This window comes from Litorisediminicola beolgyonensis (genome assembly GCF_042679605.1).
Taxonomy (GTDB): Bacteria; Pseudomonadota; Alphaproteobacteria; order Rhodobacterales; family Rhodobacteraceae; genus Litorisediminicola; species Litorisediminicola beolgyonensis.
In genome coordinates this window covers 70915-91989 of the sequence record NZ_JBHTMU010000005.1, presented here as the reverse complement: position 1 = coordinate 91989, position 21075 = coordinate 70915, and the positions used below count along the sequence as shown (strand labels likewise).

The window sequence follows — 21075 nt, the reverse complement described above, 5'->3', positions numbered from 1 at the left end:
TCTACTCTACTGACGGGCAGCTTAGCGCATGGGTCTGGCGCGGCAATCGCTCCCTCTGGCGGGGTCAGGCGGACCGGCGTATGCGCGCTTCGAGCTCGCGGGCCAGACCGGTCGAGCGGGCGTGCAGCTTCTTCTCGATCGTGCCGCGCGCCAGCTTGAGCGACTGCACCATGATCCGCGCAGACAGCGTCCGGGGCTGCAGAACGATGTCGATGGCCACGCGGGTCCGGCTGCGCGAGAGCGCGACAAATTCCATTTGCGTGAGCACTTCGAGACCGTCGAGCCGCGACTCGAACACCATCAGCGACGGCGGTTCGTATCGCGTCAATGTGATCTCCGCCCGGCGCTTCTTGCCGCGAAAGGTGAAGCCCGCCTCCCAGCTCGCGCCTGCCGCCGGTGCGCCCAGCGTGTCGGTCCGCCGAACATCGATTCCGCGGCGCAGGACCTGGCGCTCGATGGATTCGAAATCGCTCATCTGGGCGAATGTTTGATCGAGCGTTCCCTCGATATCCTCGCGGATCGCGAATTCCATGCCTGCACCTGCACTCTACACGTTTACCGAAATATGTCGCCTCGATCCAAACGGTCTGCAAGCCAGTTGCGCAGCAGAAACTGCGCGATGGCCCCCTTCCGTGCGGGCAGGAGCGTCTTGTCCTCGCCCGCCATCGCGGCGACGATCTGTTCCCGCGTGACCCAGCGCGCATCCTCGAGCTCCACCGGGTCGAGAACGATCTCTTCGGTTTCCGCCTCGGCGTGGCAGCCGATCATCAGCGAGGCCGGAAACGGCCAGGGTTGGCTCGCCAGGTAGCGCACCGCGCCGATCCGGATACCCGCCTCTTCCGCGACCTCGCGACGGACCGCACCTTCGAGGGTTTCGCCCGGCTCCACGAACCCGGCGAGACAGGAATACATGCCCTCCGGCCAGCCGGGCGACCGCCCGAGAAGCGCATAGGGTCCCCGCGTGACCAGCATGATCACCACCGGATCGGTGCGCGGGAAATGCGCGGCGCCGCAGGACCCGCAGCGTCTCTGCCAGCCCGCCTGCGCCATCTCCGACGCAGCGCCGCACTTGGCGCAGAACCCGTGCGAGGCATGCCAACCGATCAGCGCCCGATGGGTCGCGGCCAGTTCCGCATCCCGCGGCGACAGGCGCGTCATCACCCGGCGCAGTTCGGCGAAAACCAGATCGTCGCCCAAGAGCGGGTGACGCTGCTCACTCGGATCGGCGAAGCTGTTCAGCGCCGCCTCGTCGAGATCATCGGGCGACCATCCAAGAAGTTCACGACCGAATATCAATCCCTCGTCCTCGCGGCCGAGAAGGATCGGCGGCCCCGCCGTCTCGAACACCGGATGGTCGAGCGGCAGCCGGACGATGTCGCGGGTGTCACCATCACTGACCAGAGGTTTGCCGCGCCAGATCAGGACACTGCGGCTTCCGGGCGCTCTCATCGCCTCGGCCAGAGCCTCGGGTTGTCCGCGCAGGTCATCGGCCCGATCCAGGCCGGATCCGCCAAAGGTGACGTCTTCCGCGTGTCGCATGATCCCTCCTCGCATCCTGCGCCACGCGGCATCTGCCACGCCTTTTGTCACAACACAATCTGGAGACGCGCCCGTCGATCTATCTGAGGTTGTTAATTGCATGTCGAGATGTCACCTTAGCGCGACTACGCCCGCGACAGTCAAAAGAAGCGTTTGTTGACGAAGCCTCCGCACTCCTCTCGTCACACTGCCCCGAAGCGCCCGAAGCGCACCCTCACGGTCCGGCTGCTGGCGCTGACCGATTTGCACGGATCGCTCCTGGGCTTCGACTATCTCGCCGACAGAGCGCGCCCGGGAAGATCCCTCGCCGCGCTCCTGCCCAAGATCGCCCAAGCACGCGAGGAGGCCGATCTCTGCCTGCTCTTCGACAATGGAGACACCTTTCAGGGCACACCGCTGGCCGATCGCGCGAGCGACGCGCCGTTCGGGCCCCATCCGGTCGTCTCCGCGCTGAACGCGATCGGGGTCGATGCCGGAACGATCGGCAATCACGACCTGAATTTCGGGCTCGACAAGCTGCGGCGCACCTTGGCGGATGCGCGCTATCCCGTGGTCTGCGCGAACCTGCTCTGCCTGACGTCCGGGGGGACCTACCTGCCGCCCTCGGTGATGCTGGAGCGATCCGTGCCCGGCCTGTCGCGACCGCTCCGCATCGGTGTCACCGGAACTCTGCCGCCCGAGGTGATGGTCTGGGACGGCGACCGCCTGTCCGGCAAGGTCGACGCCATCGATCCGGTCACCGCCATCCGCCACGAAGCGAAGCGGCTGCGCCACGCGGGCGCCGACATCGTCGTCGCGCTTTGCCATGGCGGGCTCGAGGATCTGGACGGGCACCCGAGCTCGGAGCATCCGGGCCGCGCCGTCGCTGCGATCGACGAGGTGGACGCGCTGGTGCTCGGCCACGCGCATGACAGGTATCCGACGCCCGAGACCAGCGACGCCGGTCTTATCGACGGAACGCCCGTCGTCATGGCCGGAGCCTTTGGCAGCGATCTCGGAGTGATCGATCTGAACCTGGTGCAGACGCCGCGGGGCTGGCGTATCACCGGGTCACGCGCCGCGCTGCGTCCCGCCGCTCCGGTAGAGGCCCCGCTCTCCGAGGACACCCGTCGCGCCCATCTCCGGACGCGTCACCGGCTTGCGCAACAAATCGCAGAGTGTCCGGACGCGCTGACCAGCTATCTGTCCCTCGTGCGGCCTGACGCGCTCGGCGCTCTGATCGCCGAAAGCCAGACCTCGGCGGCCGCCCGGGGTTTGGCAGGCAGCGAGATGGCCGAGCTGCCGCGCGTCGCAATGGTCACGCCGTTTCGCTGCGGCGGCTCGGATGGACCCGACGCCTATGTGGCACTGGAGGCCGGACCGCTGCGCGAGCGCGATATTCTCGGCATCCTCCCCTACTCTGAGCCGCTCTGCGCCGTGGCGGTGACAGGCGCGGAGCTGCGTCAGTGGCTGGAGCGCTCCGCCAGCCTCTACGCGCAGATCGCTCCGGGCGCACAGGACGCGGGTCTTCTCGATCCTCTGGTCCCGAGCTTCAATTTCGACGCGCTCTACGGTGCAGACTGCGAGATCGACCTTGCGAGACCGCCGGCCTACCGCGCCGATGGCGCTCCGTTACAGGGCGGCGGGCGGCTGGGTGACATCCGGATCAGCGCTCGGAACCTGCAGGCGGAGGACAGGCTGATCGTTCTCACCAGCGGCTTCCGCGCCCGGGGCGGCGGGCGCTTTCCCGGGCGCGATGGGCGCGGCGTGATCTGGCGATCGGAGGTCGATACCCGCGCGATCCTGCGCGATCACCTCGTCACGCGGTCGGGCCCGATGCCATCCGCCGAAGACGGCTTCCGGTTTCGACCGCAGCCGGGAACGACCGCAATCTTCGACAGCTCCCCGAAGCTCGCGACCCAGCTGGAACCGGACAGCACGATCGAACATCTCGGCCCGACGGACAAAGGATTCGCGCGCTACAGGCTGCATCTCTGATCGGGTCACGGGTTGCGAATCTGGTGCGTTGCGCCTATCTGGACAGTGAGAGGTTGGTGCGGGCAGGCGCCTCGCCAACCCGGTCAGGTCCGGAAGGAAGCAGCCGTAACGAGCCCCGCTTGGGTCGTTTTCCAGCCTCTCACCCTTTCCCCTCTTCATCCTCGGCCAGAGCCCAGCGCATCTGCGCGCGGGTCTCGATGGCGCAGGGCCGCACCCGGCGGAGCCGTTCCAGCGCGGTGTCCGGCTCTTCTCCGAGCGCGATCATCAGCCGGAGCGCCACCGCGCCCGACCGGCCACAACCGCCCTGGCAGTGCAGCAGGACCCGCCCGCCCCCGGACAGAACCTGCGAGACCGCAGCGACGAGATCGGGCCAGACATCCATGAAATGATCGTCGGGCGTTCCGTAATCCTCGATCGGCAAGTGCACCCAGACGATTCCCGCGGCCTGCAAATCCTCGCCCAGTGTCGCCGCGCGCGCCCGGCGCAGCTCGCCATTCGAGGTGAGCGAGACGACGAGTCCCGGCTCCCAATGCAGGATATGATCGAGATCGCCGTCATAGTCGCGGGTTGCGCCCGGCACGGGTCCGATGGCGAGAATGCCGCCCGCGAGGGACAGCGCAGACAGGGTCGTCACGGGTTCAGAGGCTCCGGGCCGAGAAGGTATCGCAGTCGTTGATATCCCCGCTCCTATACCCGTTGGAGAACCAGCGCGAGCGCTGTTCCGAGGTTCCATGGGTGAAGGTATGCGGTTGCGGCACCCGGCCTGCCCGCTTCTGCAGCGTGTCGTCGCCGATCTGCCGCGCGGCGTTCAGCGCTTCGTCCAGATCGCCCGGCTCCAGAAGCCCCTCGACATAGGACGCCCAGACCCCGGCGATGCAATCGGCCTGCAGCTCGAGCCGCACGGTCGCGGCATTGGCCTCGGTTTGGCTTGCGGTCTGCCGATAGCGGTTGACCTCGGCCAGGATGCCGAGCTCGTTCTGGACGTGATGGGCGACCTCATGCGCGATGACATAGGCGGCGGCGAAATCGCCACCTGCGCCAAGCTGGCGCGCCATGGTCGCGAAGAACTCTGTGTCGAGATAGGCTTTCTCATCCGCGGGGCAGTAGAACGGGCCGGTGGCTCCGGACGCGCCGCCGCACGGCGACGAGGTGGTGCCCGAAAAGAGCACCAGGACAGGCGGCGTGTATTCGAGACCGGCCTGGTCGGGAAGGATGCGGTTCCAGACCTGCTCGGTCGTCCCGAGTACCGCCGCGGCGAACGCCCCGGCTTCTTCTTCGTCCGGCGACAAGGTGCGGTTCGTGGTGGGCGCCGATTGCTGGTCGAGCCCCTGCAGGAGCGGAGTGACGTCGATTCCCGCGAAATAGCCGACGGCGAGCACGATCAGGAGACCGACGCCGCCGATCCCTCCGACCCGCGCGCCTCCGCCCATGCGGCGGCGGTCTTCGATATTCGAGCTTCGTCTAACCCCACGCAACCGCATCTCGCACCCTCCGCTTCTGAACGCGTCCGCCTTATATAGCGTGACGTCGCTTCTGAGGCGAGAAACTGGTTCGCTGAGGGTGACCTGCTACCTTGTCGGCAATGACCGACGCGGAGATTTCCCAGACGTTGATGGCATTGGCCCGTTCGCGCGGGCCCGGGAAGAGCTTCTGCCCCTCCGAGGCGGCAAGGGCGCTGTCGTCGGACTGGCGCCCTCTGATGCCCGAGATTCGCCGCGTGGCGGCGGGCCTTCCCCTTGAGGCGACGCAGAAAGGGCAGCCGGTCGATCCGGAGACTGCCAAGGGACCGATCCGGCTGTCGCTCAGGACCGACGCATCGCCTCAGTCCCGGCGCGGATCGCGGGGATAGGTGCCGAGGATCTCGAGCATGTCGGTGAAGTAGTCGAGCTCCTCGAAGGCCAGTCGGACACCCTCGTCCTCGGGGTGGCCTTCGATGTCCGCGTAGAATTGCGACGCCTCGAAGCTGCCGCCGACCATGTAGCTCTCGAGCTTGGTCATGTTGACGCCATTGGTCGCGAAGCCGCCCATCGCCTTGTAGAGCGCGGCGGGGATGTTGCGGGTCTGGAAGACGAAGGTCGTCAGCATGCCATGCGCGCCACGGCGCGACATGTCGGCCGCGCGCGACATCACGAGGAACCGGGTCGTGTTGTTGCCCTCGTCCTCGATATGACGGGCGAGCACGTCGAGCCCATAGATCTCCGCGGCCAGATCGCCCGCCAGCGCGGCCAGCGCCGGATCGCCGGTCTCGGAGACGATCTTGGCGGACCCCGCGGTGTCGGCGCCGGTCACGCGATGGATGTCGTGCTTGGCGAGGAAGTTCCGGCACTGGCCGAGGAGGACCGTGTGGCTCATCGCCCGCTCCACGGTCTCGATCGTGGTTCCGGGAACGCCGAGGAGATTGATGTGAACACGCACGAAGGCTTCGTCGATGATGTGCAGGCCCGAGCGCGGCAGCAGCGTGTGGATGTCCGCCACCCGGCCATAGGTCGAGTTCTCCACGGGCAGCATCGCCAGCTCTGTCTCGCCGGATCGGCAGGCCTGGATCGCGTCCTCGAAGGTGCGGCAGGGCACGGGATCGTGGTCGGGACGCGCGACGCGGCAGGCCTGATGCGAATAGGCGCCGAGTTCTCCCTGGAACGCGATCTTCGGTTTGGCGCTCATGACGGACCTCCCTTCCCGCGCGATTGACGCTGCACGGGCGTTTGGTCGCGGCTACTATACCTTGCCAGCGGGGAAGGGAACCAATAGATACCGGCATCAAACAGGACTTTACGGACGGATAGGCGACCGATGTTTGACACGATGACGTTCACCAAGGTGATTGGCGGCTTCTGCGGGACGCTTCTCGTCTTTCTTCTCGGCGGATGGGTGGCAGAGACCGTGTATCACGTCGGCGGCGACAGCCATGGCGAGGGCGAAGAGCACTCCGCCTACCTGATCGAGGTCGACGAGGGCGGCGAAGGCGGCGGCGAGAGCGAAGAGCCCGCCGATTTCGAAACGCTTTGGGCCTCGGCCGATGCCGGCGCTGGTGAAAAGGTCTTCGGCAAGTGCCGCGCCTGCCACAAGCTCGACGGTTCGAACGCCGTTGGCCCGCATCTCGATGGCGTGGTCGGTCGCGATGTCGGCGCGGTGAGTGGCTTCAGCTATTCCGGCGCGCTGTCGCAGGCCGCCGATGTCTGGACGCCCGAGAATCTCTTCCACTTCCTCGAGAACCCGGGCGGCTACGCCTCCGGCACCACCATGAGCTTCGGTGGCCTGAAGAGCGGCGAGGATCGGGTCAACCTGATCGCCTATCTCGAGAACGCCGGAGGCTGAGCCCGCGAGAAGATTTCGGATCGAGACCGGGCCGCCTTCGGGCGGCCCGATGCGTTTTGGAGCCCCTAGATAGATTGCAGGCTGGTTACGGCCCGATCACGCAGACTCAACTTGAACATGGCGCGTCCGCCCTCTTAGCTTACATCCGCAGAAGGATGATCGAGCTGACAAAAGGGAAGACCATGATGCAGACCCGCGCCCGCGCGAGGGCCCGCGCCCACGCCACGACCGCCCCTCAGACCTGGCGTCTCTTCCTGATATCGCTCTTTGCCCTCGGCCTGGCCGTCGCGGCCACGATGGTCCGGGCGGAAAGCCAAGAGACGATTATCGAAAGCCACGGCATCTCGTCCTTCGGCGAGCTGAAATACGAGGCCGACTTCCCGCATTTCGACTATGTGAACCCCGACGCCCCCAAGGGCGGGACGTTCTCGACCTGGGCCTTCGGGACTTTCGACAGCCTCACGCCCTACATCCTCAAAGGCAACGCGGCGGCGCTCTCGACGATTTTCTACGACACGCTGATGACCGGTAATCTCGACGAGCCGGATTCGATGTACGGGCTGGTCGCGCATACGGTGGAATATCCCGAAAGCCGCGAATGGGTGATCTTCCACATGCGCCCCGAGGCGATGTTCCGCGACGGATCGCCGGTCACCGCCGAGGACGTCGTCTTCACCTTCAACACGCTCCTCGAAAAGGGCCAGCCCGCCTATCGCGTGGCGCTGAAGGATTTCCAGACGGTCGAGGCGCTCGATCCCCACACCGTCAAGTTCACTTTCAACCCCGAAGGCCCGCTTCGCGAGCTTCTGATGACCGCGGGCGGCCTGCCGATCCTGTCCAAGGCCTATTACGACGAGGTCGATTTCACCGAGTCGAGCCTCGAGCCGCCGATGGGCTCGGGCGAATACGAGCTGCTCTCGGTCGATCCGGGCCGCTCGGTGTCCTACAAGCGGCGCGACGATTACTGGGCCAAGGATCTGCCCGTGAACGTGGGCCAGAACAATTTCGACGAGATCAAGATCGAGTATTTCGCCGACTACACCACCGCCTTCGAGGCCTTCAAGGCGGGCGCCTATCTCTTCCGCGAGGAATACCAGTCGAAGATCTGGGCCACCGGCTATGACTTCCCGGCCATCGACAAGGGCTGGGTGAAGCAGGAGGTTCTGGACGACGGGCGGCCCGCGGGCACGCAGGGCTTCTGGTTCAACCTCCGCCGCGAGACCTTCCAGGATCCGCGCGTCCGCGAGGCCCTGGGCATGGTCTTCAACTTCGAATGGTCGAACGAGAGCCTCTTCTACGGCACCTACGAGCGCACCAATTCCTTCTGGGAAAACTCCGACGTGCTGCAGGCCGAAGGCATGCCCTCCGAGGACGAGCTTGCCCTGCTGGAGCCGCTGCGCGGCCAGATCCCCGAGAGCGTCTTCACCGAAGAGGCCTTTGTGCCGCCCACGAGCAGCGCCTCGGACCTGGGTGACCGCAAGACCCTCCGCGCCGCCGGGCGGCTTCTGGAAGAGGCCGGTTGGGAGGTCGGAGATGACGGGCTCCGCCGCAAGGACGGCAAGGTCCTGAGCGTCGAGATCCTGAACGACGCGCCGGGCTTCGACCGGATCATCAACCCCTATGTCGACAACCTCAAACGTCTGGGCGTCGAGGCCAAGATGACCCGCGTGGACAATGCCGAGGCCAGCGAGCGCGAGAAGGTCTTCGATTTCGACGTGACCGTGCGCCGCTACGCCATGTCGTCGACCCCCGGCGACGAGCTGCGCTCGATCTTCGGCTCCGAGAGCGCCACGGTCGACGGCTCCGCCAATATCGCGGGCATCGCCGATCCGGCCATCGACAGCCTGATCGACACCATCGCCAAGGCCGAAAGCCGCGAGGCGCTGACCACCGCGGTCCATGCGCTCGACCGGGTGATGCGCGCCAATCACTACTGGGTGCCGCAATGGTACAAAGGCTCGCACACCATCGCCTATTTCGATGTTTTCGGCCGACCCTATGGCGATACCCCCCCGCCCTATGGCATGGGTGAGGTGAGCATCTGGTGGTGGGACGCCGACAAGGCCCAAGCGCTCGAAGCCGCGGGCGCGTTCTGAGCCCGATCATCCGAAAAGGACCGTCATGGGCGCGTATATCCTTCGCCGCTTGCTGCTGATCATCCCCACGTTGCTCGGCATCATGGTGATCAACTTCGCGCTGGTGCAATTCGTGCCCGGTGGACCGATCGAGCAGATCATTGCGCAGGTCCAGGGCGAGGGCGACGTCTTCCAGGGCATCGCCGGCGGCGGCGCCGAGGGTGGCGGCGGCAGCGGCGGGGCCTCGGACGACTATGCCGGGGCGCGCGGCCTTCCGCCCGATTTCATCGCCGAGCTGGAACGCGAGTTCGGCTTCGACAAACCGCCGCTCGAGCGCTTCCTCGGCATGATGTGGAACTACATGCGCCTCGATTTCGGCGAGAGCTATTTCCGCTCGATCTCGGTGACCGATCTGGTGCTCGAGAAGATGCCCGTCTCGATCTCACTCGGTCTCTGGTCGACGATCATCGCCTATATCGTCTCGATCCCGCTCGGCATCCGCAAGGCCGTCACCGACGGCACGAGCTTCGACACATGGACCTCGGGCGTGATCATCGTGGCCTACGCGATCCCCGGATTTCTCTTCGCGATCCTGCTCTTGGTGCTCTTCGCGGGCGGCTCCTACTTCCAGATCTTCCCGCTGCGGGGACTGACCTCGGACAACTGGGACCAGCTGTCGCTTCTGGGCAAGATCGGCGACTATTTCTGGCACATCGCGCTGCCGGTCTTCGCCTCGACCATCTCGGCCTTCGCGACGCTGACGCTTCTGACGAAGAACAGCTTCCTCGACGAGATCAAGAAGCAATACGTGATGACCGCTCGCGCCAAGGGCCTGAGCGAGCATCGCGTCCTTTACGGTCACATCTTCCGCAACGCGATGCTGATCGTGATCGCGGGCTTCCCGGCGGTCTTCATCGGCGTCTTCTTCTCGGGCTCGCTGATCATCGAGACGATCTTCTCGCTCGACGGGCTGGGGCGTCTGGGCTTCGAGGCCGCGGTCGCGCGCGACTACCCGGTGATCTTCGGCACGCTCTTCATCTTCGGCCTGATCGGCCTGGTCGTCGGGATCCTGTCGGACCTGATGTATGTCCTCGTCGATCCGCGCATCGACTTCGAGAAGCGGGAGGGCTGAGCCGATGGTGGCCGATCCGCAGCCCAACAACGTCATCCCCGAACCTATGCCGGGCATGCCCGTCGCGCCCGAGCCGCCGCGCGGCCGCTTCGCGCTCTCGCCGCTAAACCAGCGGCGCTGGCGGAACTTCAAGAAGAACCGCCGCGCCTTCTGGTCGCTCTGGATCTTTGCGCTCCTGTTCGGACTGTCGCTCTTTGCCGAGTTCCTCGCCAACGACAAACCGATCCTCGTGAGCTATCGCGGCGAACTCAGGATGCCGATCTTCTCGTTCTACGCCGAGACGGATTTCGGCGGCGATTTCCGCACCGAGGCCGCCTATCGCGACCCCGAGGTCAAATGCCTGATCGAGACCGGCGGGCTGGTCGATTGCTTCGACATCCCCGACGAGCTGATCGCCGCCGCGCAGGCCGGAGAGATCGAGGACCCCGAGTTCGAGAAGGGCTGGATGCTCTGGCCGCCGATTCCCTACAGCTACACCACGCCCGTCGACCGTCCCGGCGCGGCCCCCCTGCCCCCCAACGGACAGAACCTTCTGGGCACCGACGACACCAAGCGCGACGTGCTCGCGCGGGTGATCTACGGCTTCCGGCTCTCGATCCTCTTCACGCTGATCGTGACGGTGCTCTCATCGGTCATCGGGATCGTCGCGGGCGCCGTGCAGGGCTTCTTCGGCGGCTGGGTCGACCTGATCTTCCAGCGCATCATCGAGATCTGGTCGGCGACACCGTCGCTCTACATCATCATCATCCTCTTCGCGATCCTCGGCCGATCCTTCTGGCTTCTCGTCGCGCTCACCGTGCTCTTCGGCTGGGTGGCGCTGGTCGGCGTAGTCCGCGCCGAGTTCCTGCGTGCCCGGAACCTCGAATATGTCCGCGCGGCCAAGGCGCTCGGCGTGTCGAACTGGAAGATCATGTTCCGCCACATGCTGCCGAACGCGATGGTCGCCACCGTCACCATGCTGCCCTTCATCGTCACCGGCACGATCTCGACCCTCGCGGGCCTCGACTTCCTGGGCTTCGGCCTGCCCTCCTCGGCCCCGTCGCTGGGCGAGCTGACGCTGCAGGCCAAGCAGAACCTCCAGGCGCCGTGGCTGGCCTTCACCGCCTTCACCGTCTTCGCGGTCATGCTGTCGCTTCTCGTGTTCATCTTCGAAGGCGTCCGCGACGCGTTCGATCCGCGGAAGACCTTCTCGTGACCCGTCCGTCCCCCTCGACCAGAGAGGTCGCATGACCCGAGTGCTCGACGTCCGCGACCTGCGTGTCTCCTTCACGCAGGACGGTGCCACGACCGAGGCCGTCCGCGGCGTGTCCTTCCATATCGACAAGGGCGAGACCGTCGCTCTGGTGGGCGAATCCGGCTCGGGCAAATCCGTCTCGGCGCTGTCGACCGTGCAGCTGCTGGGGCCCTCGGCCAAGGTCACCGGCTCCGTGACCTATTCGGGACAGGAGATGATCGGCGCCAGCGAGGCGCAGCTGCGCAAGGTGCGCGGCAACGATATCAGCTTCATCTTCCAGGAGCCGATGACGTCGCTGAACCCGCTCCACACGCTCGAGAAGCAGCTGGCCGAAAGCCTGCTCTTGCACCAAGGCCTGAGCGGGGCCGCCGCGCGGGAGCGCATTCTCGAGCTTCTCCACAAGGTCGGCATCCGCGATCCCGAAAGCCGCCTGACCGCCTATCCGCACGAGCTGTCCGGCGGGCAGCGGCAGCGCGTGATGATCGCGATGGCGCTCGCCAACGGGCCGGAGCTTCTGATCGCGGACGAGCCGACGACAGCGCTCGACGTCACCATCCAGGCGCAGATCCTCGAGCTTCTGGCTGAGCTCAAGCAGGCCGAGGGCATGAGCCTTCTCTTCATCACCCATGACCTCGGGATCGTGCGGCGCATCGCCGACCGGGTTTGCGTGATGAAGAACGGCGAGATCGTCGAAACCGGCCCCACCGCCGAGATCTTCGCCAACCCCCAGCATCCCTACACCCAGATGCTCCTCGAAGCGGAATCGACCGGCACACCCGAGCCGGTCAAGGCGGGCGCGGAAGAGGTTGCGCGCACCGATAACCTGAAGATCTGGTTCCCGATCCAGAAGGGTCTCCTGAAACGCACCGTCGGCTATGTGAAAGCGGTGAACGACGCGAGCATCGCGGTCCGCGCCGGTGAGACCATCGGCATCGTGGGCGAGTCGGGCTCTGGAAAGACGACGCTGGCGCTGGCGATCATGCGGCTGATCCAGTCCGAAGGCGGCATCACCTATCGCGGCCAGGACGTCCGATCCTGGTCGACCAGCGAACTCCGCCGCCTGCGCTCGGAGATGCAGATCGTCTTCCAGGACCCCTTCGGATCGCTGTCACCGCGGATGACATGCGAACAGATCATCTCGGAAGGCCTGGGCGTTCACGGCTCGCCAGACGGCCGCATTTCCAAGGACCATGTGGTCGAGGTGATGCAGGAGGTCGGTCTCGATCCCGCGACCATGCACCGCTATCCCCACGAGTTTTCCGGCGGTCAGCGCCAGCGCATCGCGATTGCGCGCGCCATGGTGCTGCGGCCGCGCCTCGTCGTGCTCGACGAGCCGACATCGGCGCTCGACATGACGGTGCAGGTCCAGATCGTGAACCTGCTTCGAAATCTGCAGAGGAAATACGACCTCGCCTATCTCTTCATCAGCCACGACCTCAAGGTCGTGCGCGCCATGAGTCACAAGGTGATCGTGATGAAGCAGGGGGATGTGGTCGAGGCCGGCGAGACGTCTGACATCTTCGAGCGTCCTCAGACCGAGTATACGAGGACGCTGATTTCGGCGGCTCTGTCTCCGGCCGGATAGGACGCACGGGGCTCGACGGGCCGCGTGCGCCCTCTTGGCTTACTGGATCGGCAGACACCCGGGCGCGGCAAGAGTTAGCGCGCCGCCCTGATCCGCGGCATGGTCCGCCGGGGTCTCGGATGCCCGTGTCGCCAGTCCTCTGCCGCGTCGAGACAGCGGCCAAGCTGCTCGGCGACATGGCGCAGACCGAGATCAATCATCGTCACGTCCTTCGGTCCAGATCGACGGCACCCAGGTCCGACCGGGACGGGTCCGCTGCGGTTCTGCCAGGCGCCGACCGCGACGATCCTCGCTGTCGAGCCGCGTTGCCGTGGCGAAGCTCTTCGCAAAAATTCCTAACATGGCACGTCTCCTTTCATCGCGCTGATGTCAGTAAATATTGCTTTTATCCCCGCGCCATGCCACTCAGGGATTTTCAGAACGTGTAAGCTGGGATTACATGATGGACTGGCTGAACCTGCCCCCGCTTTCCGCCCTTCGCGCCTTTGCTGCCTATACCGAGACGGGATCGGTCAGTCGGGCGGGAGACCTTCTCAATGTCAGCCACGCTGCCATCAGCCAGCAGCTCAGAAGTCTCGAGACCCGGCTGGGCGTCGCCCTGATCGACCGCAGCGGCCGCAGCCTGAAACTGACCGAGGAAGGCCGACAACTGGCCGATGCGGTGGAGGCCGGGTTCGGGCGCATCGGTCACGCCATCGACGCGCTGACCGGAGCCGAGCTTGACCGCCCGCTCGCGGTCTCGACCTCGCCGAGCTTTGCTGCCAACTGGCTGATGTCGCGGCTCGGAGAGTTCCAGGTGCTCCATCCCGAGATCGACATCATGATCAGCCCGACGCCGGCGCTCGTCGATCCGAGCCCCGGCGGGATCGACCTTTGTATCCGCTACGGCGCCGGGACCTGGCCGGGGGTGGAGAGCGAGCGGCTTTTGACCTCGCCCATCACCGTCGTCGCGGCCCCGTCCCTGATCGGAGATTTGGATCCGCAGACCCCCGAAGACCTGCTCCCATTCCCGTGGATCGAGGAGCTCGGCACCAATGAATCGACGCTCTGGCTGGAAAGTCGGGGGGTCTTCACGTCGCTCCGGCGCTCACGCATCCAGGTGCCGGGTAACCTCATGCTCGACGGCGCGCGGAACGGTCAGGGGATCGTCGTGTCGACACTTGTCGCGGTCGAAGAGGACGTGCGCGCCGGACGTCTGCGGGTCCTGTTCGAGGACAGGATGGACGACGGCTACCACCTGATCACGCGCCCGGGCGTGCATCGCCCGCCGCTCAAGGCCTTCCTGCGCTGGATTCGAAAGAGCGCGCGCGAAGAAAGCCGCGCGCGCGTCACCGTCAGCTCGGACCGATCATGAAGCAGGTGACCTGGCGCGCCTGCAGGCGACGGCAGGCCAGATCGGCCATCTCGCGCGTCATTCCAAGGAAGTTCGCGTCGAACCCGCTCTTGCGGTCGACCACCTTGCGCAGCGATCCGTCAAGCGCGCTCATCTCGGACAGCGCGGTGGTCAGCAGCATCTTCTCGGCCGCGTAGCGCGACGGGAAGCGACCGACATTCACCCCCCAGTGGCGTCCACCGGAGGTGGAGATGCGGCTCACGACCTCGGGCTGGGCGATCTCGGTGCCGCCCGCGGAGGCGAGAACGACGTTGCCCGAGTTGCCGGGGCGGCGCTGCGGTTTGACCGACGCGTCGGGGGCGACGCCGGAATCGTCACCCGTGACCACCTGCGCGATCGTCGCCGCGATCGATGCCGCCTGCGCCGGGGCGGTCGGCACGGTGGCGGCCAGGGCCGCGACCCCGACCCCGCCTGCCGGCACGCTGACGGTCGCGATCTGCGCCTCCTCCAGCACCGCCCGGATATCGTCGCCGAGACCCGCGACGAGCGGTTCGGAGGTGACGCTGGGCACGTTCCGCGCCTGCGGCCGCAGGCTCCGGCCGACCGCGGCGGCGGCGACGCGGATGGTCTTGCCGTGAAGACCCGCGGGGTCGGGATTGGAGCTGGTGGCGATCAGAGCGCCGCCGGTCGGGCCGCGATAGGCGGGCTTTCCGGGCGAGCGGAAGGCGACACGGGTCGGCGCCTTTCGGAAGCCGAGATCGAGAAGCTTGGCGACCTGCGCGTTGCGGGTCGCGGTCGATTTGCCGCCGAAGACGGTCGCTATCACGCGCTCGCCGCCCCGCTCGGCCGAGGCGACCAGGTTGAAACCCGCCGCGCGCGTGTAGCCGGTCTTGATCCCGTCCGCGCCCTTGTAGCTTTCAAGCAGGCGGCGGTTGGTGTGCGACACGTGCCGGACGCCCGCGTCGGCGGTCACCCGGCTGAAGAGGTTGTAGTATTCGGGGTAGTCATAAAGCACGTGGCGACCGAGGATGGTCATGTCCCGCGCCGTCGACAGGTGCCCGCTTTCGGTCAGGCCATGGGCGTTCTTGAAGGTCGTCCGCGTCATCCCGAGCGCCGCGGCGGTCCGGTTCATCCGGCGGGCAAAGGCCGCCTCGGATCCTTCGAGCGCCTCGCCGATCGCGGTGGCCGCGTCGTTCGCGGATTTCACCGCCGCCGCACGCAGCAGGTATTTGAACTCGATCTTCTGTCCCGACCGCAAGCCCAGCTTCGAAGGCGGCTCGGATGCCGCGTGCTTGGAGATGGTCACCTTGGTATCAAGCGAGATCTCGCCATGCTCGACCGCTTCGAACGCGATGTAGAGCGTCATCATCTTGGTGAGCGACGCGGGGTGCAGCCGCGTGTCCGCATTTTCGCTGTAATAGACCTCGCCCGTGCGAGCATCCATGACCATTCCCGCATAGGGAGCTGCCATCACGCTCAGGGGCAAGATGACCAAGAACCAAATTGCGGTGAAGAAAAACAGGCCCCATTGGCCCGGCCTAATACGCCGTCCCGTCACTGTATCCGCCTTTTCTGCCTCGACGCGCCTACATTCTTGCAGGTCACGATTATTATTTCCTTACGAATACCACATAAACTAGCACCCATAAAGCCTTAAACAGACTGGAAAAACTTAAAGAGTTGTTAAAATCTCACCAAAATATTGGGGCACTACTCGGCCCGCCCCACAAGCTGGGCGAATGCGGCGAAAATAAGGCGAAAAAATGGCCATTCTCGGCCCTGGGAGACGACTCAGATCTGCTCGATCCTGTCCACCAACCCCGGAAGCTGACCGAGATGGTCGATCTCGCGGAAGCGCGGTGCCTCGGGCGGATCGGCGGCCTCGAAGGCCCATTCCAGCTCATGCGGAACGAACACCCCCCAGGCCCCGGCATCGATGGCGGGACGAACGTCGGATTTCATCGAATTGCCGACCATCATCGCGCCCACCGCGCCGCCCGGACAGCCCGCGAAAATCGTCGAGTAGACGGGCGCTTTCTTGTCCGAGACGATCTCGACCCGCTCGAACATCTCGCCCAGCCCCGATTGCGCCAGTTTGCGCTCCTGGTGCAGGAGATCGCCCTTGGTGATCAGCACGAGATGGTGGGTTCCGGCAAGGCGTTCGACCGCGTCCTGTGCATGCGGCAGAAGCTCGATCGGATGGGCCAGCATGTCGCGCCCGACAGCGAGAAGCTCGCCGATCACGTGGCCCGGAACCCGCCCGTCGGTCACCTCGACCGCCGTTTCGATCATCGACAGCACGAAGCCTTTCACGCCGAAGCCATACTGGCCGAGATTGCGACGTTCTGCCTCGGTCAGCCGCGCTTCGAGCGCCTCGGCCTCGGCATGATCGGCCAAAAGCTCCAGAAACCGGTCCTGTGTAAGCCGGAAGAAGCGTTCGTTGTGCCAGAGCGTATCGTCCGCGTCGAAGGCGATCGTCTGCAATTTGCGCACCATTCCCGGCCTCCTCGGCAGCCCGCCCCTTTTCTCGGAGCGCAGCGCGGTTATATAGTCGCCACACTCCGCCCGATGCAAAGCCGAAGCCGACACTGGCCCGTGATCATGTCCGATCTTCTTCAAGACACGCTGTCAACGAACGGCGCACGCCCTCCCGGCGACGGTGAGGGCGAGACCGGCGTGGTGGTGGACACCAAGCCCAAGACCAAGCGTCCGCCGCTCTACAAGGTGCTCCTGCTGAACGACGACTACACGCCGATGGAGTTCGTAGTTCACGTCCTTGAGCGGTTCTTCGGCATGACCCATGCGCAGGCCTTCGAGATCATGCTGACGGTGCACAAGAAGGGCGTCGCCGTGGTCGGCGTCTTCAGCCACGAGATCGCCGAGACCAAGGTCGGCCAGGTGATGGATTTCGCCCGCAGGCACCAGCATCCGCTGCAATGCACCATGGAAAAGGAGTGATCCGGACGCGTCCGGATTGCCCGTTATGGCACAGTCCCGACTGAGTTACGCACGCGAGACCGGCGCGCTCACCCTTCCCGACGAGGGCCGGATCGCGCTCTTCGAGCCGCCCGCGGACATGTTGGGCGACGACCTGCCCCGAGAGCGGTGCGAGGTGATCACCCGCTATGCGACGACCGATCAGGCGCTGTCGTCCCGGGGTTTCGCGACATCGCGCAGGCCGTCCGGTCCCTATGCCGCCGCGCTCGTCACCCTGCCCCGCGCCCGGGCCCTGGCAGAGCAGCTTCTGGCGGAGGCCGAAGCGGCCGCGCCGGGCGGGTTGGTTGTTGTCGACGGTGCCAAGACAGACGGTTTCGATGCGACCCTGAAAGCGCTCAAGAAACGCCTGTCTCTGGCGGGCACGGTGTCCAAGGCGCATGGCAAGATCGCGTGGTTCGAGGCGGCGGATGCGCTGAGCGACTGGCTGAGGCCCGAGCGGCAGCGCATCGAGGGCGGGTTTGCCACGGCGCCCGGCGTGTTCTCGGCGGATGGGGTCGATCCGGCCTCTGAAGCCTTGGCAGAGGCGCTGCCCGATCACGTCGGCGATCTTGTGGCCGATCTGGGCGCGGGCTGGGGCTACCTCTCCTCGCGGCTCTTGAAAGACCCCGCGCTGACACGGCTTTTCCTCGTCGAGAACGATGCCGTGGCGCTCGACTGCGCGAAGGACACGCTCGACGATCCGCGCGCCGAATATCACTGGGCCGATGCCACCCGCTGGACCGCGCCCGCCCCGCTCGACGCCGTGGTGATGAACCCGCCCTTCCACCAGGGCCGCGCGGCCGATCCGGGCCTTGGCCGCGCCTTCATCGAGGCCGCCGCGCGGATGCTTGCGCCGCATGGCAGGGTTTGGCTGGTCGCCAACCGCCATCTGCCCTATGAAGACGTGCTCGACCAATGCTTCGGGCAGCACGAGGAGACCGGCGGAGACCGCCGCTTCAAGATTCTTTCGGCCAGCCGCCCGCGCCGTCGGCGCTGAGCCCGCCCCCTTCCCCAGGAGCCATCGCATGTCCTTTTCCATCGAAGGCAAAACCGCCATCGTCACCGGCGCCGCGAACGGCGTCGGTCTCGCCATCGCGCGTCACTTCGCCCAGAAGGGCGCCAACGTGATGTTCGCCGATCTCGACGAGGGCCGCCTCGCCAAGGAGGTCGGCGACACGCGCGACGACGACACGATGCGCTATTTCGCGGGTGACCTGCGCGAACGGCTGACGCTCGCGAACTTGCTTTCGGCCACGCTCGACGCCTTCGATCGGGTCGACATCCTAGTGAACGGCTCGCGCCAGATGATGCCGACCGATCCGCTCGACCCCGAGGACGACTCGATCGAGGCGCTGCTCGATCAGAACCTGATCACCGCCTTCCGCCTGTCGCAGATGGTGGCGAAACGCATGATCAAGCAGGCGGAAGGCCAGGACGAGGGCCAGGCCGGGGCGATCATCAACCTCTCCTCGATCGCCGCCCGCCGCACGCACCCGTCGCTTCTGGGCTACTCGGTGAGCTGCGCCGCGCTCGACCAGATGACCCGGTCTCTGGCCGTGGCGCTGGCCGCCCAGCGCATCCGCGTCAATGCGCTGGCTTTCGGATCGGTGATGTCCGCAAGTCTCAAGGACACGCTCAAGACCCATCGCGAATATCGCGGCGACATCGAAGAGCACACGCCCCTCGGGCGCATCGCCGCGCCGGACGAGCTGGCCGAGGCCGTGCAGTTCCTGGCCTCCGACAGCGCGCGGTTCCTGACCGGCCAGATCATGACCATCGACGGCGGCCGGACGCTCCTCGACCCGGTCGCGGCCCCCGCGCACTGACCTACCGCCTCGGGATCATTCGCTTGCGGGCCAAGCGCGGCAGCGGCTAGACAGTCCCCGGCAGGGTCAGGAGGGCTTCATGAGCGACGAATTGCTGGAGGAACGCGCCCGCGCGAGCGCATGGTTCCGCGAGTTGCGCGACCGGATCGTCGCCGCCTTCGAGGCGCTCGAAGAAAGCCATTCCGAAGGTCCCTTTGCCGATGCGCCAGCAGGCCGCTTCGAGGTGACCGAGACCAAGCGCGCCTCCGAGGACGGGGCCGATGCGGGCGGCGGCCTCATGAGCGTCCTGCGCGGCGGCCGCGTCTTCGAGAAGGTCGGCGTCAACGTCTCGACCGTCTACGGCACGCTCGGGGCCCGGGCGCAGGCGGCGATGGCCGCGCGCAAGGGTATCCCCGGCATGGCCGAGGATCCGCGCTTCTGGGCCAGCGGCATCAGCCTTGTTGCGCATATGCAAAACCCGCATGCGCCTGCGGTCCACATGAACACGCGGATGTTCTGGACCCCGCATGCCTGGTGGTTCGGCGGCGGATCGGACCTGAACCCCTGCATCGAATACGCAGAGGACACCGCGCATTTTCACGCCACCCAGAAAGCCCATCTCGATCCGCATGGCGCCGAGTTCTACCCGCGGCTCAAGGAATGGGCCGACGAGTATTTCTTCGTGCCCCATCGCGGTCGTGCGCGCGGCGTCGGCGGCATCTTCATGGACGACCACAATACCGGCGACTGGGAGGCCGACTTCCGCCTGATCCAGGATATCGGCAGCGCCTTTCTTCCCGCCTATCTGCCGCTCGTCGAGAAACGCCGGGTGATGCCCTTCGGCGAGACCGAGAAGGACGCGCAGCTCATCCATCGCGGCCTCTACGCCGAATACAACCTTGTCTACGACCGCGGCACCAAGTTCGGGCTGGAGACCGGCCATGACGCGAATGCCGTGCTGATGAGCCTGCCGCCGCTCGCGAAATGGGTGTGACCGGTCGGGCGTGAGGTCTCGCGGCGTTTCAGACGCTGCGCCACCGGCCGGGCTCGAGCCCGTCGAGCGTCCAGTCTCCGACGCTCCAGCGCACGAGCCGCAGGCAGGGCAGACCGACATGCGCGACCATGCGACGAACCTGGCGGTTGCGCCCCTCGGTGATCGTCAGCTCCAGCCAGGCATCCGGCACCGTCTTGCGAAACCGCACCGGCGGGTCGCGCTCCCACAACTCGGGCGTCTCGATCCCGCGCACCTGGGCGGGCCGGGTCGGACCGTCCTTGAGCGTCACGCCCAGCCGAAGCGCGGCAAGCTGATCTTCGGTCGGTGTGCCCTCGACCTGCACGAGATAGGTCTTGGGCTTCTTGAATTTGGGCGACGCGATCCGCGCCTGCAGCTTGCCGTCATCGGTCAGGACCAAGAGCCCCTCGCTGTCGCGATCCAGTCGGCCGGCCGGGTAGACGCCGGGCAGGTCGATATAGGCCGAGAGCGTCGGGCGCGGCGAGCCTTCCGTCCCGCGATCGGTGAATTGCGAGAGCACGTCGTAGGGCTTGTTGAAGAGGATGACTTGCGACATCAGCCGTCCCGCCGCGCTGCGAAGAACTCGCGCAACAGCGCTTCCGCATCGCGCGCCGCAAGCCCGTCATAGACCTCGGGGACATGGTGGCATTGCGGGTGGGAGAACACCCGCGCGCCTTGGGCCACCCCTCCGGATTTCGGATCCGCCGCCCCGTAGCAGAGCCGCGCGATACGCGCGAAGGAGATCGCCGCGGCGCACATCGGGCATGGCTCGAGCGTAACATAGAGCGCATGGCCCGGCAGCCGTTCGGAGCCCGCCGCCGCGCAGGCGGCGCGCAGGGCGAGGATCTCGGCATGGGCGGTCGGATCCGACAGCTCGCGCGTGCGGTTGCCGGCCTGCGCGACCACGAGGCCCGCAGGCGACACGACCACCGCCCCCACGGGGACCTCACCGCGCGCGGCGGCGGCACGCGCCTCGTCGAGCGCCAGGGACATGTGCGGGGCAAAGCTCATGCCGCGTTGATGCCCCGCTCCGTGCGCGGAGACAAGAAGCGCCAAGACGCGGCTTCTCATCGCGCGCGTGACGGGATAGAG

General features: G+C 66.2%; 23 protein-coding genes and 1 other RNA gene. 13 read left to right on the top strand and 11 right to left on the bottom strand.

The genetic code is table 11. The features are described from left to right. Nucleotides 1–64 precede the first annotated feature (64 nt). Together ACFQ4E_RS04455 and nudC are read right to left on the bottom strand one after the other, a co-directional pair. Nucleotides 65–532 (bottom strand): SRPBCC family protein, encoded by a 468-nt coding sequence (locus ACFQ4E_RS04455; RefSeq protein WP_386801733.1) that lies wholly within the window; start codon nt 530–532, stop codon nt 65–67. Nucleotides 533–555: 23 nt separating this feature from the next. Further along, nucleotides 556–1539, bottom strand: coding sequence for an NAD(+) diphosphatase (nudC, locus tag ACFQ4E_RS04450; protein WP_386801732.1), 984 nt, complete (start codon nt 1537–1539; stop codon nt 556–558). Nucleotides 1540–1695: 156 nt separating this feature from the next. On the opposite strand from nudC, the gene ACFQ4E_RS04445 reads away from it, so the two are divergent. After that, a complete protein-coding gene (locus tag ACFQ4E_RS04445; protein ID WP_386801731.1) occupies nt 1696–3516 on the top strand; it encodes a 5'-nucleotidase C-terminal domain-containing protein in 1821 nt (606 codons plus the stop codon). A 47-nt stretch (nt 3517–3563) separates the two neighbouring features. Then, nucleotides 3564–3660, top strand: an RNA gene (gene ffs, locus ACFQ4E_RS04440) — signal recognition particle sRNA small type. Here ffs and ACFQ4E_RS04435 read toward each other — a convergent pair. After that, entirely contained in the window at nt 3656–4150 is a 495-nt protein-coding gene (locus ACFQ4E_RS04435; RefSeq protein ID WP_386801730.1) for a protein-tyrosine phosphatase family protein, read from the bottom strand. The genes ffs and ACFQ4E_RS04435 overlap by 5 nt on opposite strands. 4 nt (nt 4151–4154) lie before the next feature. Beyond that, the gene (gene ypfJ, locus ACFQ4E_RS04430; RefSeq protein ID WP_386801729.1) at nt 4155–4997 is read right to left on the bottom strand and encodes a KPN_02809 family neutral zinc metallopeptidase; all 843 of its coding nucleotides are present in this window, start codon (nt 4995–4997) and stop codon (nt 4155–4157) included. Nucleotides 4998–5098: 101 nt separating this feature from the next. Here ypfJ and ACFQ4E_RS04425 point away from each other — a divergent pair, with 101 nt between their 5' ends. Next, nucleotides 5099–5365, top strand: a complete 267-nt coding sequence (locus ACFQ4E_RS04425) for a DUF3253 domain-containing protein (protein WP_386801728.1) — start codon at nt 5099–5101, stop codon at nt 5363–5365. Here ACFQ4E_RS04425 and ACFQ4E_RS04420 read toward each other — a convergent pair. Further along, entirely contained in the window at nt 5338–6177 is an 840-nt protein-coding gene (locus tag ACFQ4E_RS04420; protein WP_386801727.1) for a prephenate dehydratase, read from the bottom strand. The two genes, ACFQ4E_RS04425 and ACFQ4E_RS04420, sit on opposite strands and share 28 nt — an antisense overlap. Nucleotides 6178–6306: 129 nt before the next feature. Between ACFQ4E_RS04420 and ACFQ4E_RS04415 the strand changes: the two genes are divergently transcribed. The 5 genes from ACFQ4E_RS04415 (at nt 6307) to ACFQ4E_RS04395 (ending at nt 12857) form a co-directional block, all read left to right on the top strand. After that, the gene (locus ACFQ4E_RS04415; protein ID WP_386801726.1) at nt 6307–6831 is read left to right on the top strand and encodes a c-type cytochrome; all 525 of its coding nucleotides are present in this window, start codon (nt 6307–6309) and stop codon (nt 6829–6831) included. Between the two features lie 182 nt (nt 6832–7013). Beyond that, nucleotides 7014–8927, top strand: coding sequence for an extracellular solute-binding protein (locus tag ACFQ4E_RS04410; protein WP_386801725.1), 1914 nt, complete (start codon nt 7014–7016; stop codon nt 8925–8927). A gap of 25 nt (nt 8928–8952) precedes the next feature. Continuing rightward, nucleotides 8953–10038, top strand: coding sequence for a microcin C ABC transporter permease YejB (locus tag ACFQ4E_RS04405; RefSeq protein ID WP_386801724.1), 1086 nt, complete (start codon nt 8953–8955; stop codon nt 10036–10038). Between the two features lie 55 nt (nt 10039–10093). Continuing rightward, a complete protein-coding gene (locus ACFQ4E_RS04400; protein WP_386801789.1) occupies nt 10094–11233 on the top strand; it encodes an ABC transporter permease in 1140 nt (379 codons plus the stop codon). Between the two features lie 31 nt (nt 11234–11264). Further along, entirely contained in the window at nt 11265–12857 is a 1593-nt protein-coding gene (locus tag ACFQ4E_RS04395) for an ABC transporter ATP-binding protein (protein WP_386801723.1), read from the top strand. 74 nt (nt 12858–12931) lie between these two features. Here ACFQ4E_RS04395 and ACFQ4E_RS04390 read toward each other — a convergent pair whose 3' ends face one another. Together ACFQ4E_RS04390 and ACFQ4E_RS04385 are read right to left on the bottom strand one after the other, a co-directional pair. Beyond that, complete coding sequence (locus ACFQ4E_RS04390) at nt 12932–13057, bottom strand: hypothetical protein (RefSeq protein ID WP_386801722.1); 126 nt, start codon at nt 13055–13057, stop codon at nt 12932–12934. Then, nucleotides 13050–13199 carry a hypothetical protein gene (locus tag ACFQ4E_RS04385; protein WP_386801721.1) on the bottom strand — a complete coding sequence of 50 codons (150 nt, stop codon included), beginning with the start codon at nt 13197–13199 and terminating at the stop codon, nt 13050–13052. Before ACFQ4E_RS04385 ends, ACFQ4E_RS04390 begins: the two co-directional genes overlap by 8 nt. A gap of 100 nt (nt 13200–13299) precedes the next feature. Here ACFQ4E_RS04385 and ACFQ4E_RS04380 point away from each other — a divergent pair, with 100 nt between their 5' ends. Then, a complete protein-coding gene (locus ACFQ4E_RS04380; RefSeq protein WP_386801720.1) occupies nt 13300–14211 on the top strand; it encodes a LysR family transcriptional regulator in 912 nt (303 codons plus the stop codon). Here ACFQ4E_RS04380 and ACFQ4E_RS04375 read toward each other — a convergent pair. Together ACFQ4E_RS04375 and ACFQ4E_RS04370 are read right to left on the bottom strand one after the other, a co-directional pair. Continuing rightward, entirely contained in the window at nt 14192–15634 is a 1443-nt protein-coding gene (locus ACFQ4E_RS04375) for a D-alanyl-D-alanine carboxypeptidase family protein (protein ID WP_386801719.1), read from the bottom strand. The two genes, ACFQ4E_RS04380 and ACFQ4E_RS04375, sit on opposite strands and share 20 nt — an antisense overlap. 347 nt (nt 15635–15981) lie before the next feature. Beyond that, nucleotides 15982–16686 (bottom strand): HAD family hydrolase, encoded by a 705-nt coding sequence (locus tag ACFQ4E_RS04370; RefSeq protein WP_386801718.1) that lies wholly within the window; start codon nt 16684–16686, stop codon nt 15982–15984. A 105-nt stretch (nt 16687–16791) separates the two neighbouring features. Here ACFQ4E_RS04370 and clpS point away from each other — a divergent pair, with 105 nt between their 5' ends. From clpS to hemF, 4 genes are all read left to right on the top strand, one after another. Beyond that, entirely contained in the window at nt 16792–17148 is a 357-nt protein-coding gene (clpS, locus tag ACFQ4E_RS04365) for an ATP-dependent Clp protease adapter ClpS (protein ID WP_386801717.1), read from the top strand. Nucleotides 17149–17173: 25 nt separating this feature from the next. Continuing rightward, on the top strand, nt 17174–18163 hold the full coding sequence (locus tag ACFQ4E_RS04360; protein WP_386801716.1) for a class I SAM-dependent methyltransferase: 990 nt from the start codon (nt 17174–17176) through the stop codon (nt 18161–18163). A gap of 28 nt (nt 18164–18191) precedes the next feature. Continuing rightward, nucleotides 18192–18992 carry an SDR family NAD(P)-dependent oxidoreductase gene (locus tag ACFQ4E_RS04355; protein WP_386801715.1) on the top strand — a complete coding sequence of 267 codons (801 nt, stop codon included), beginning with the start codon at nt 18192–18194 and terminating at the stop codon, nt 18990–18992. Nucleotides 18993–19071: 79 nt separating this feature from the next. After that, nucleotides 19072–19965 (top strand): oxygen-dependent coproporphyrinogen oxidase, encoded by an 894-nt coding sequence (hemF, locus tag ACFQ4E_RS04350; RefSeq protein ID WP_386801714.1) that lies wholly within the window; start codon nt 19072–19074, stop codon nt 19963–19965. Nucleotides 19966–19993: 28 nt separating this feature from the next. Here hemF and ACFQ4E_RS04345 read toward each other — a convergent pair whose 3' ends face one another. Together ACFQ4E_RS04345 and ACFQ4E_RS04340 are read right to left on the bottom strand one after the other, a co-directional pair. Next, nucleotides 19994–20539: a pseudouridine synthase gene (locus ACFQ4E_RS04345; protein ID WP_386801713.1), complete on the bottom strand. Its 546-nt coding sequence runs from the start codon at nt 20537–20539 to the stop codon at nt 19994–19996. Next, nucleotides 20539–20994, bottom strand: coding sequence for a nucleoside deaminase (locus ACFQ4E_RS04340; protein WP_386801712.1), 456 nt, complete (start codon nt 20992–20994; stop codon nt 20539–20541). The genes ACFQ4E_RS04345 and ACFQ4E_RS04340 overlap by 1 nt, the downstream gene beginning before the upstream one ends. Nucleotides 20995–21075 lie beyond the last annotated feature (81 nt).

Excerpts from the sequence above, each read along its gene's own strand:
- ACFQ4E_RS04455 (WP_386801733.1), bottom strand. The coding sequence starts at position 532 with ATGGAATTCGCGATCCGCGAGGATATCGAGGGAACGCTCGATCAAACA.
- nudC (WP_386801732.1), bottom strand. The coding sequence starts at position 1,539 with ATGCGACACGCGGAAGACGTCACCTTTGGCGGATCCGGCCTGGATCGG.
- ypfJ (WP_386801729.1), bottom strand. The coding sequence starts at position 4,997 with ATGCGGTTGCGTGGGGTTAGACGAAGCTCGAATATCGAAGACCGCCGC.
- ACFQ4E_RS04425 (WP_386801728.1), top strand. The coding sequence starts at position 5,099 with ATGACCGACGCGGAGATTTCCCAGACGTTGATGGCATTGGCCCGTTCG.
- ACFQ4E_RS04420 (WP_386801727.1), bottom strand. The coding sequence starts at position 6,177 with ATGAGCGCCAAACCGAAGATCGCGTTCCAGGGAGAACTCGGCGCCTAT.
- ACFQ4E_RS04415 (WP_386801726.1), top strand. The coding sequence starts at position 6,307 with ATGTTTGACACGATGACGTTCACCAAGGTGATTGGCGGCTTCTGCGGG.
- ACFQ4E_RS04410 (WP_386801725.1), top strand. The coding sequence starts at position 7,014 with ATGATGCAGACCCGCGCCCGCGCGAGGGCCCGCGCCCACGCCACGACC.
- ACFQ4E_RS04405 (WP_386801724.1), top strand. The coding sequence starts at position 8,953 with ATGGGCGCGTATATCCTTCGCCGCTTGCTGCTGATCATCCCCACGTTG.
- ACFQ4E_RS04400 (WP_386801789.1), top strand. The coding sequence starts at position 10,094 with ATGCCCGTCGCGCCCGAGCCGCCGCGCGGCCGCTTCGCGCTCTCGCCG.
- ACFQ4E_RS04395 (WP_386801723.1), top strand. The coding sequence starts at position 11,265 with ATGACCCGAGTGCTCGACGTCCGCGACCTGCGTGTCTCCTTCACGCAG.
- ACFQ4E_RS04390 (WP_386801722.1), bottom strand. The coding sequence starts at position 13,057 with ATGATTGATCTCGGTCTGCGCCATGTCGCCGAGCAGCTTGGCCGCTGT.
- ACFQ4E_RS04385 (WP_386801721.1), bottom strand. The coding sequence starts at position 13,199 with ATGTTAGGAATTTTTGCGAAGAGCTTCGCCACGGCAACGCGGCTCGAC.
- ACFQ4E_RS04380 (WP_386801720.1), top strand. The coding sequence starts at position 13,300 with ATGGACTGGCTGAACCTGCCCCCGCTTTCCGCCCTTCGCGCCTTTGCT.
- ACFQ4E_RS04375 (WP_386801719.1), bottom strand. The coding sequence starts at position 15,634 with ATGGATGCTCGCACGGGCGAGGTCTATTACAGCGAAAATGCGGACACG.
- ACFQ4E_RS04370 (WP_386801718.1), bottom strand. The coding sequence starts at position 16,686 with ATGGTGCGCAAATTGCAGACGATCGCCTTCGACGCGGACGATACGCTC.
- clpS (WP_386801717.1), top strand. The coding sequence starts at position 16,792 with ATGTCCGATCTTCTTCAAGACACGCTGTCAACGAACGGCGCACGCCCT.
- ACFQ4E_RS04360 (WP_386801716.1), top strand. The coding sequence starts at position 17,174 with ATGGCACAGTCCCGACTGAGTTACGCACGCGAGACCGGCGCGCTCACC.
- ACFQ4E_RS04355 (WP_386801715.1), top strand. The coding sequence starts at position 18,192 with ATGTCCTTTTCCATCGAAGGCAAAACCGCCATCGTCACCGGCGCCGCG.
- hemF (WP_386801714.1), top strand. The coding sequence starts at position 19,072 with ATGAGCGACGAATTGCTGGAGGAACGCGCCCGCGCGAGCGCATGGTTC.
- ACFQ4E_RS04345 (WP_386801713.1), bottom strand. The coding sequence starts at position 20,539 with ATGTCGCAAGTCATCCTCTTCAACAAGCCCTACGACGTGCTCTCGCAA.
- ACFQ4E_RS04340 (WP_386801712.1), bottom strand. The coding sequence starts at position 20,994 with ATGAGCTTTGCCCCGCACATGTCCCTGGCGCTCGACGAGGCGCGTGCC.